This window comes from Bradyrhizobium sp. (genome assembly GCF_017881085.1).
Taxonomy (GTDB): Bacteria; Pseudomonadota; Alphaproteobacteria; order Rhizobiales; family Xanthobacteraceae; genus Bradyrhizobium.
On record NZ_JADGRI010000257.1, the window covers coordinates 1 to 8,055 of the forward strand.

7 protein-coding genes are annotated in these 8,055 nt (G+C 58.6%); 4 read left to right on the forward strand and 3 right to left on the reverse strand.

What is annotated here, in order from left to right; translation table 11 throughout:
- Positions 1-509: 509 nt before the first annotated feature.
- From QZ213_RS20935 to QZ213_RS20945, 3 genes are all read right to left on the reverse strand, one after another.
- Positions 510-1,751: an APC family permease gene (locus tag QZ213_RS20935; protein ID WP_291688004.1), complete on the reverse strand. Its 1,242-nt coding sequence runs from the start codon at positions 1,749-1,751 to the stop codon at positions 510-512.
- 600 nt (positions 1,752-2,351) lie between these two features.
- Positions 2,352-2,876, reverse strand: coding sequence for a PRC-barrel domain-containing protein (locus QZ213_RS20940; RefSeq protein ID WP_291688005.1), 525 nt, complete (start codon positions 2,874-2,876; stop codon positions 2,352-2,354).
- A gap of 325 nt (positions 2,877-3,201) precedes the next feature.
- Positions 3,202-4,914: a Spy/CpxP family protein refolding chaperone gene (locus QZ213_RS20945; RefSeq protein ID WP_291688006.1), complete on the reverse strand. Its 1,713-nt coding sequence runs from the start codon at positions 4,912-4,914 to the stop codon at positions 3,202-3,204.
- 732 nt (positions 4,915-5,646) lie between these two features.
- Here QZ213_RS20945 and QZ213_RS20950 point away from each other — a divergent pair.
- The 4 genes from QZ213_RS20950 to QZ213_RS20965 form a co-directional block, all read left to right on the forward strand.
- A complete protein-coding gene (locus QZ213_RS20950; RefSeq protein WP_291688007.1) occupies positions 5,647-5,862 on the forward strand; it encodes a hypothetical protein in 216 nt (71 codons plus the stop codon).
- Positions 5,825-6,151: a hypothetical protein gene (locus QZ213_RS20955; protein ID WP_291688008.1), complete on the forward strand. Its 327-nt coding sequence runs from the start codon at positions 5,825-5,827 to the stop codon at positions 6,149-6,151. The genes QZ213_RS20950 and QZ213_RS20955 overlap by 38 nt, the downstream gene beginning before the upstream one ends.
- A 19-nt stretch (positions 6,152-6,170) precedes the next feature.
- Positions 6,171-6,323 carry a hypothetical protein gene (locus tag QZ213_RS20960; RefSeq protein ID WP_291688009.1) on the forward strand — a complete coding sequence of 51 codons (153 nt, stop codon included), beginning with the start codon at positions 6,171-6,173 and terminating at the stop codon, positions 6,321-6,323.
- Between the two features lie 249 nt (positions 6,324-6,572).
- Positions 6,573-8,055 (forward strand): TRC40/GET3/ArsA family transport-energizing ATPase (locus tag QZ213_RS20965; protein WP_291688010.1); only part of this gene is annotated, 1,483 nt, incomplete at its 3' end.

Sequence of the window (8,055 nt, forward strand, 5' to 3'; positions counted from 1 at the left end):
ACCATCAGCAAGATCGTGCTCGCCGCTTCCAGCGGCGGACTTTCGTTCGCTCTTCGCGTGATCCCGGGATTAATCATGGTCGCCTTCGCCGCATGGGTGAGCGCGTTCTACGGTCTGGCCCCCGGTTGAACGAGTTCCGGGGCAACGCGGCGCTGCGTTTCTGAGCCGCCACGGCTTGCTTGGATCAAAAACACCCGCCGGGTTCAATCCGGCTGATCTGCAGCGCCCCGGTCACGCGAAGGCGAGTCTGGGGGCTGTCGGAGTGTAGGCCGTGGGTCGTCTTCCAAGGTACGGTATTTAGGTCGTCCCGGCTGGCTGAGATCAGCCGTGCTCAGTGACAGCGACGCGAGTGAAGTCTTGATTGCCGGCGCAACAGAGATGGACGCTGACGTGATGTCGTTCTAGCCCTACGAACAGCCTGCGGAACAGGTGATAGCCAATGACGTGCCACCGTGTGAGGTCTGAAACATTGCGTAGAGGCGCCCGAACCGTTCGCAAACTACAGTTCATCACACAATTACGTCGACTACCAAAAGTAGGACGTTGGAAGCGAGGCCAGCAAACGGTATCCATCGCGGACAAATGAACGCACCTATTGGTGGTATTTCATTTCTACTTTTAATTCGGATTAGCGCGAGATTTACGATTGCGAAAACGACCAGCGTAAAGCGTGCCGTCGTATCTGCCAGGCCCGCGAGCGGAACAGCCAGCGCGAGCACGAGAATCGCGCAGACGCCGATAGCCGTTGCGAGAAGAGGTGTATGCGTCACTGAGTTCAATTTCGTAAGGCGCTTCGGCAGGTTACCTTGATACGCCAGACCATAGATCACGCGGGCAATCATTATCATGTGCACAATGACACCATTGAGGGTTGCCACCGTGGCGATTGCGCTCATGACAACGAGGGGCATGCCGGAGAGTTTCTCGAAGACAAGCGCAAGGGGTGCCGAAGAGCGAGCAAGTTCCTGTGGAGGCACCGCTGTTACCGCGATCCACACCACTAGTGCGTAGAGAAGCGCGGTCAAACCTAGGGTGAGGAACAGCGCACGAGGTAAGGTACGGTTTGGCTCTTTCAGTTCTTCCGCAACGTTTACGAGATGTTCAAAGCCAATAAAGGCAAAGACAGCAATGAGCGCCGTTCCGGCTAGTCCGATCCAGGCCGTAGGGTCGCCAACGGAAGGCCAAATCTCCGGAAGGCGGGTGACAACGTCAGTCCCGTGACTGAGTCCCGCAACGATTATCAGCACTAGTCCGCCCACTTCGACGAGCGTCATGATCCCAGCGAACGTGACTGACTGAGCCGTGGCGAGACATGCCACGATACCCATCGCAAGGACCACCCCGGAAATTATCCATGGAGCCGCAACGGGCAGAAATACCGCAAGATAACCTGCGCTACCAGCGCTAATCGTCGCAGCCGAGACTGTCGCGGTCGCGACCACGAGAAGTCCGACGCCGAGGCTGAGCCAATCGCGCCCGAACGCGGCTTGCACATAGGCCGCCTCACTGGCACTCACCGGCATGCGCGTTCCCAATTCAGCAAATGAGGCCGCACTGAAGGCCATGACCAGTGCCGCGCCAATGAAGGCTAGTGGAGCATGCATTCCACTGCGTCCTGCGGCGATACCGACGAGAACGTAGATTCCGGCTCCGATCGTGACGCCAAGCCCGTAGAGAACGGCATGTGTCAGTGTGAGAGACCGCAGAAGGCGCGGCGACGCGTCTCGCGCGCCCATACATTGGGCAGACATTCAGTTTGCTCCTCGGTCGACACCGCCGATGTCGTAGCGCCAAACTTCCACGAGGGCGGACGGCCGCCTCCCTTCATGAAAGACCGGCGAGGACGGGCTTTGTGAAAAATAGCGAATCCGCGTCTTTCGGCTATCGCAAACAATAACCCATTCACCGCTGCCGATCGTGATTCCCGTCATTGAAACGCCCCGAATGAATCAAGATTGCATGACAATCCGCATTCGCAACATCGAAGACCGGTCATGCTCGTTTGTTTGACCAAAAAATCGAACAGCTTACGATCAGAACCAACTAGCTTGATCGTCATGGGGCGACCGCAATAATTCTTGAATGTTTGCATCGATGATCCGGAAGCCTACATTCCCGTAGAGCTTTTGACGTCCCTTACTCAAAACGAAGCGTGGACTGCCTTCGATATACCACCATCGGTTCATTCTTAAAGGGCGGCTCGATGGAGCGTAAGCCATCGGAGCCGCGACAACCAATGTTTGTCGGAAGAAGCGCGCCGAGCTCTAGTGGCCCGACGCGCACGACTGCCAAATTACTTAAGGGTCGAATACCAACCTTCGATATCGCCGAAAGTCAGAGAGTCTTCGAGGTCAGTTGTACTCGAACCGGGGCATCGCCTTAAGCTGATCCGCGGTGATGTTGATTACCGCATGATCGGGATACCACTGTTCGTTGGTATTTCGCGCTGGACGCGCTGTGGTCGCGGCGCCTGTGGTCGTAGTAGCAGTTTCAGCATTCTTTGTCGGAGCGGGCGCCGCCTGCGTGCTCGATGCAATTTTGAGTTCGACAGGTTGATTGACGAACTTTAGCTGATCGAAGTTGACCGACACCAGGCGCTCTCCAACGCCGAGAAATCCCCCGACGCCAAGAATAGCAGTCTGGATCTTGCCGGTTTGATCGACCAGAAGTTCAGAAATGTCGCCGACTTTTTCATCGTTCTGGTTATAGACGTCGAGACCGATCATCTTGTAGAGCCGCCATTGACCCTTGTAGGCCTGATTGACACTGGTTGAGTTGATTTCAGGCCGTGTTGCTGCTGTCGGCGTTTGCGCCATAGCGGTGCCGGCGACCAAGGCGGCTGCGATTGCTCCAACTACGAAGAATTTGGTATTCATTGTATTGCTCCAAGATATGCCTGATCATGAATCTGAAGAGGCGTGCAAGCGCAGGGAATGGCAGCGATGCTGGCAGGCCTTGTTCGCTTCGGAGTGACTACTCGCCGAAATCTCGATCGTTCCAAGGCAGCAGACATATCGTCGGATGGATGGTTCACGGTCTGATTGACAGTGGAACGTTGCGACGAAGTCGCAGCGATGGAAGACGGCGAGCGACCATCGCGGCGGTCAGGGGCCGTCGATTCCAAGTCCACTCAGAAGAAGGTCAAACAAGAGGCGGCCACGAGGGCCGCCTCTCTAATTTTAGGTCGACGTGAGGGCACAACTAGTTGCCGGATTGCGCGAGTTCTCCGCCGATGCGGTTGAAGCGCGCCTTTTGCTCGCTGCTCAGTGATCCATAAAAGTCGTTAAGGGCGGGCTTCACTGTATTGGCTGCATCGATCATGGCCTGCAGGCGTTTCTCCATAGCCTCCAGTCGGCCGGGCGGAGTGATTGGCGTGTCCTCGGGGCAAGCAGCTTGCATGATCGTTACTGCCTTGGCGGTCGCATTCTCAAGCTGCTTCAAACCATCGTCCTGCGCATCGGTCGGCTTCACCACGTCCTCGATCCGCTCAATTGGTAAATTTGCAAGCCCAGCTTTTGGCTCGCTGCAGCTCTTGCCATCCTGCGCCGACGTCTGGCTGGCACCGGCGTTGTCCTTGGGTTGCTTCGGCCCAATTTCATTGAAACGCTCCTTCTGCTCATCGCTCAGCGAGCTATAGAACGCTTCCATCGCCGGTCGCACTGTCTGTACCGCTTCGAGCGTGGCTGTGAGCCGCAACGTCATCGCTTGCAAACGACCAGGCGGTGTCATCGCAAAAGCGTTTTTCTCCGGGCATGAGGTCTTGAACGCGCCGGCGGCTTTCTGGCCCACGGTTCGCACATGATCAAGAAGTTGCTTTTGGTCGGCATTCAAGCCGACTTTACTGTTGATTTCTGCGAACGGCCAAGCGGTTACGCCAGTGCCGGGCTGCGCGCAAAGTTCCTCCATAGCGGCAGACGTCGGGCGGGCCGCAGGCGCTCTCGGCGGTGCATACGCATAGCTGTATTCGGGCGGCGGGCCGGCCTGACCCCAGAACACGCCGTCGAAGAAATCATCATAGGCGTAGGCAAAGTAACCGTCATCATAACCAGAGGGCCAAAACGCGTAGTCAAAAACGTCCGAATAGGCATAGGGCCAGAACACCGGCCCATACCACGGCACGAAGGCTGCCCGCATGCCGAGGCTCCAAGCCCTGCGTGGGGCAAGAGCAACCGTGCCGGCGCGGTAATTCGCACCCTGCGCCCGTGCGGCAAAACGCGCAGCGAAGCGGCCTTGCTGTGCTGCCTGCGGTGTAACACGCGCGACACCGTTGCGGCGTTCGCCGCGCTGCACCAGCGCGTTAGGTTGAACCGATGCGTTCGGTCGAACCTGGCCGTTAGGCAGTAGCCGCTGCTGCGCGCGCTGCTCACGCTGCTGATTAAATTCCTGCTGCTTCTGCACCCGTTGCGCAGCCGGAAGGTTTCGCAGTTGACGGGTTTCCTGTTGGCGCAGCGTGCGCTCTTCGCGTTGCTGGCTGCGCAACTGCTGGCGCGTTGGCGCAGCGGATACGGCGGCCTTGGGCACAGCGTTGCGGTCGGTCCGCGGAGTTGCTGTTCGGGTGGGTGCCTTGGCCCGCGGATTATTGACGATGCGCGGCGTTGCTTGACGCGCTGGAGCTACGGTCCTTTGCGGCGCCTGGCGTTGTGGCGCGGCATGTCGTTGCGGTGCGGCCCGGAATTGTGGCGCGGCTTGACGCTGCGGCATGGCCTGGCGTTGCGGTGCTGCTTGGCGTTGTGGTGCAGCCCGAATTTGCGGCGCAGCCTGCCGCTGTGGCGGCGCGGAGCGCGCAGCCGGGGCTGACCGGCCCGCCGGCGCTCCTTTGCCCTGGCCGCGTTTCTGTTCCTGAGCATTTGCGCTGAAAGGGACGATCAACAATGCCAGACCTAGCACTGCAGTCAGCTTCAGGCGTGCTTTCATAATAGAAATCTCCAGTAAGATCGCGCTGAGCGCACCCCAAACAACTCGACCTCGCAGTTTGCGGCGGACTTGGCACATGCGCGCTGAGGTGCACGCAATTGTTGTGCGTCCCACCTCAGATGTGGGACAAATTGGGTCAGCCGGCAAACGTTCCCGCCCTACCGCGCGAAATAAGGACGCGCGGATTGACCTAGATCAAAGACAAATCCACTAATCGACTATCGGCGCCGAAACCTGCTGCTGACGCGCCATTGCGGCGTACATTCTTGAAACAGGGATGCTTGGTCATGGCGGGTCGATCTGGCCTGTCGGTTGCCCGAGGAAAAATAAAATCGAATTGTCTGTCGGAATTGCTTGAGAATCGACAAATTGGAGGGAAACTCAAACGCTCTCCAAAAAGATTCTCCGTGCATGAGCAATATTGCACAGCACATTGGCACCCATAATCCCCATTGTGGTTTTATCACCGCTCCGATCTCGGCAATTATCGGTGACTGAGAGTGTCGTGGCGCAACTCGCGACGGCTCCCTTTAAGTGTCGATTCGAAATTACCTCGGCTGATGGAGCGGCCAGCGGATCGCAAGGCGAATTCTGTGCTTTTGAATTCCCGGGCTGCCGAGGGTGCAAATTCGCGCTGCACGCAATCAAGACGGTAAGAACGTCAGTTGATCCGATGAAATCGCCCTCTTGGCTTGGTCAGATTGATCAAACGGTGTGTAGGAGCGGTTAGTCATGCAACGTTTCATTCAAGAGAAGAACCTTACGCTCTTCTTAAGACGGCTCTTGGCTGAACAGAGCAATATGGATGAAGAGCGGCGTAAGGTGATTGTCACGCTGCTGGCAGAAGAAGAGGCGAAGAGCAGCGCACCTGATCTATCGTACCCGGTGCAGTTCCCGGTGCAGTACCCGGTTGAAGATCGTCGCGCTGGTTTCGGGGGCCGCTGGTAAGGGGGCCCTCAAGATGGTTGATAAGTGGATTGTCAACAACGATCCGCATCTTGGTCGCTCCGACGCCATCCGCAGGCGTGCGGAGCTTGAGCCGACCCCCAAGGCGAAGGCGAAAAAGCCGTTGGCCACGCGCGACGATCACGCGAGAGAGCCGGCGACCATTGCCATGGATGAAATTATCGCCCCGTTAGCTCCGCAGCCTGTTGGGCTCCGGCTCTCGAAGTCTGCACCCACCGATCGGCTGATATCCGCGCGCGCTTTTGCGTCGGCGCAGTCGAGCTGCAGGTGAAGAAAATGAAAGCCTCCTAGTGAGCAATCTCTCCGCGCTGCAATATCCGCACTGGCTAATGGCGGCTGGAGCCATCTTTATCGTGCTTGGACTTATCGGTTTTGCATTTCAACAAAACAAAAATGTCGTTGAGCCCGATCACGGTGTGACAGAGGTGAAGGTCAACGATTAGCCGACCCACATGACCGCTCCTGGCGCAAAGCCAAAAGGCCGTCGTTCAAAAGGCGTCATCAACAGAATCTCGACGTGGCTGGAGTCGGACATCTGCCATTTATTGATCCATCGCAACAACGCGCGCCCATTGCGTTGCTATTCAATACAAACTACGCAAAGCGCTTCAGGTTGCGGAAATGCCGGCGAAAGCGCTCAGGTGCGGCGCCGAATGGCGCATGGTCTTTGCATCGGCGTTGAGATGGTCTAGATGCTTCACTTTCGCCCGCTGAATGCTCCGACACCATTTCTGTTCTTCACCGGCAAGGGCGGTGTTGGTAAAACCTCTCTGGCGTGTGCCACAGCCATCGGCCTCGCTGACCGCGGATTGCGTGTCCTGCTCGTCAGCACCGAACCCGCGTCGAACCTCGACGAGATGCTCGAGATCGCCCTGAACGAAAGCCCGACGCCGGTGCCGAACGTCGTCGGACTTTCGGCGATGAACATTGACCCGGAGGCAGCGGCCGAGAGTTATCGAACCCGCGTGCTCGAACAACTTGGTCCCGAAACGACCGCTAAGGAGCGATCAACTGTGCGCGAGCAACTCTCCGGCGCATGTACCACCGAAATAGCCGCCTTCGACGAGTTCGTGGGACTTCTCGACGGCGATGAGGCGGGGTTCGACCACATCATTTTCGATACCGCCCCGACGGGCCACACGCTGCGACTGCTTAGCCTACCAAAAGCATGGACCGGCTTTCTGGCGGGCAATGACCGGGGCGCGTCCTGCCTCGGTCCACATTCAGGTTTGAAGATGCAGGAGAACCGCTTTCGCCAGGCGCTTCAGGCGCTGGGCGATTCCAGGCGGACTACCATCATCCTGGTCACCCGCGCCGACCAGGGCGCGATCCGCGAGGCGGCCAGAACTTCGGGCGAACTCGACGCGCTCAATCTCTCGAACCAGATACTCGTCGTGAACGGACGCTTCCACGCCACGGACCCGACGGATGTCGTTGCAGTTGCACTTGAGCGGGATCAGGACGAGGCCTTGGCCGCGATGCCGGCGTCGCTGACGAAACTGCCGCGGGACGAAATCCCGCTGCTCGGTTTCGACATCGTCGGCCTTGCGGCGCTCAGGGCATTGTTGTCGTCCTCCAATCCGCCGCCGCCGATCGCAACCAGGGACCAAACGGCCGAGCTGGTTGACCTGCCGGGCCTCGACCGGCTGGTCGACGACATCGCGCAAGGCGCCCATGGCCTCATCATGGTCATGGGCAAGGGCGGAGTCGGAAAGACGACGATTGCCGCCGCCATTGCCGTAGGACTGGCCAAGCGCGGTCATGCCGTCCACCTCAGCACGACCGATCCGGCGGCTCATGTCGCTTTCGTCGTTGATGGCGCAATGCCGGGCCTGACGGTCGACCGGATCGACCCCCGGGTTGAGACAGAGCGGTATGTCGCGAAGATCATGGCGAGTCGTGGCCGTGACCTCGACGCGCAGGGCAGGGCGCTGCTGCTCGAGGATCTTGCTTCGCCATGCACCGAGGAAGTTGCCGTGTTCCATGCCTTCTCGCACATTGTTGCGGAGGCCAGGAGCGCCTTCGTGGTGCTCGATACGGCTCCAACCGGCCACACGCTGCTCCTGCTGGATGCGACCGGCGCCTATCATCGGCAGATGACGAGTCAGCTCGAACCGAGCGGAGCGGGGCGTATCGTTACCCCGCTGATGCGGTTGCAGGACCCCACCCACACAA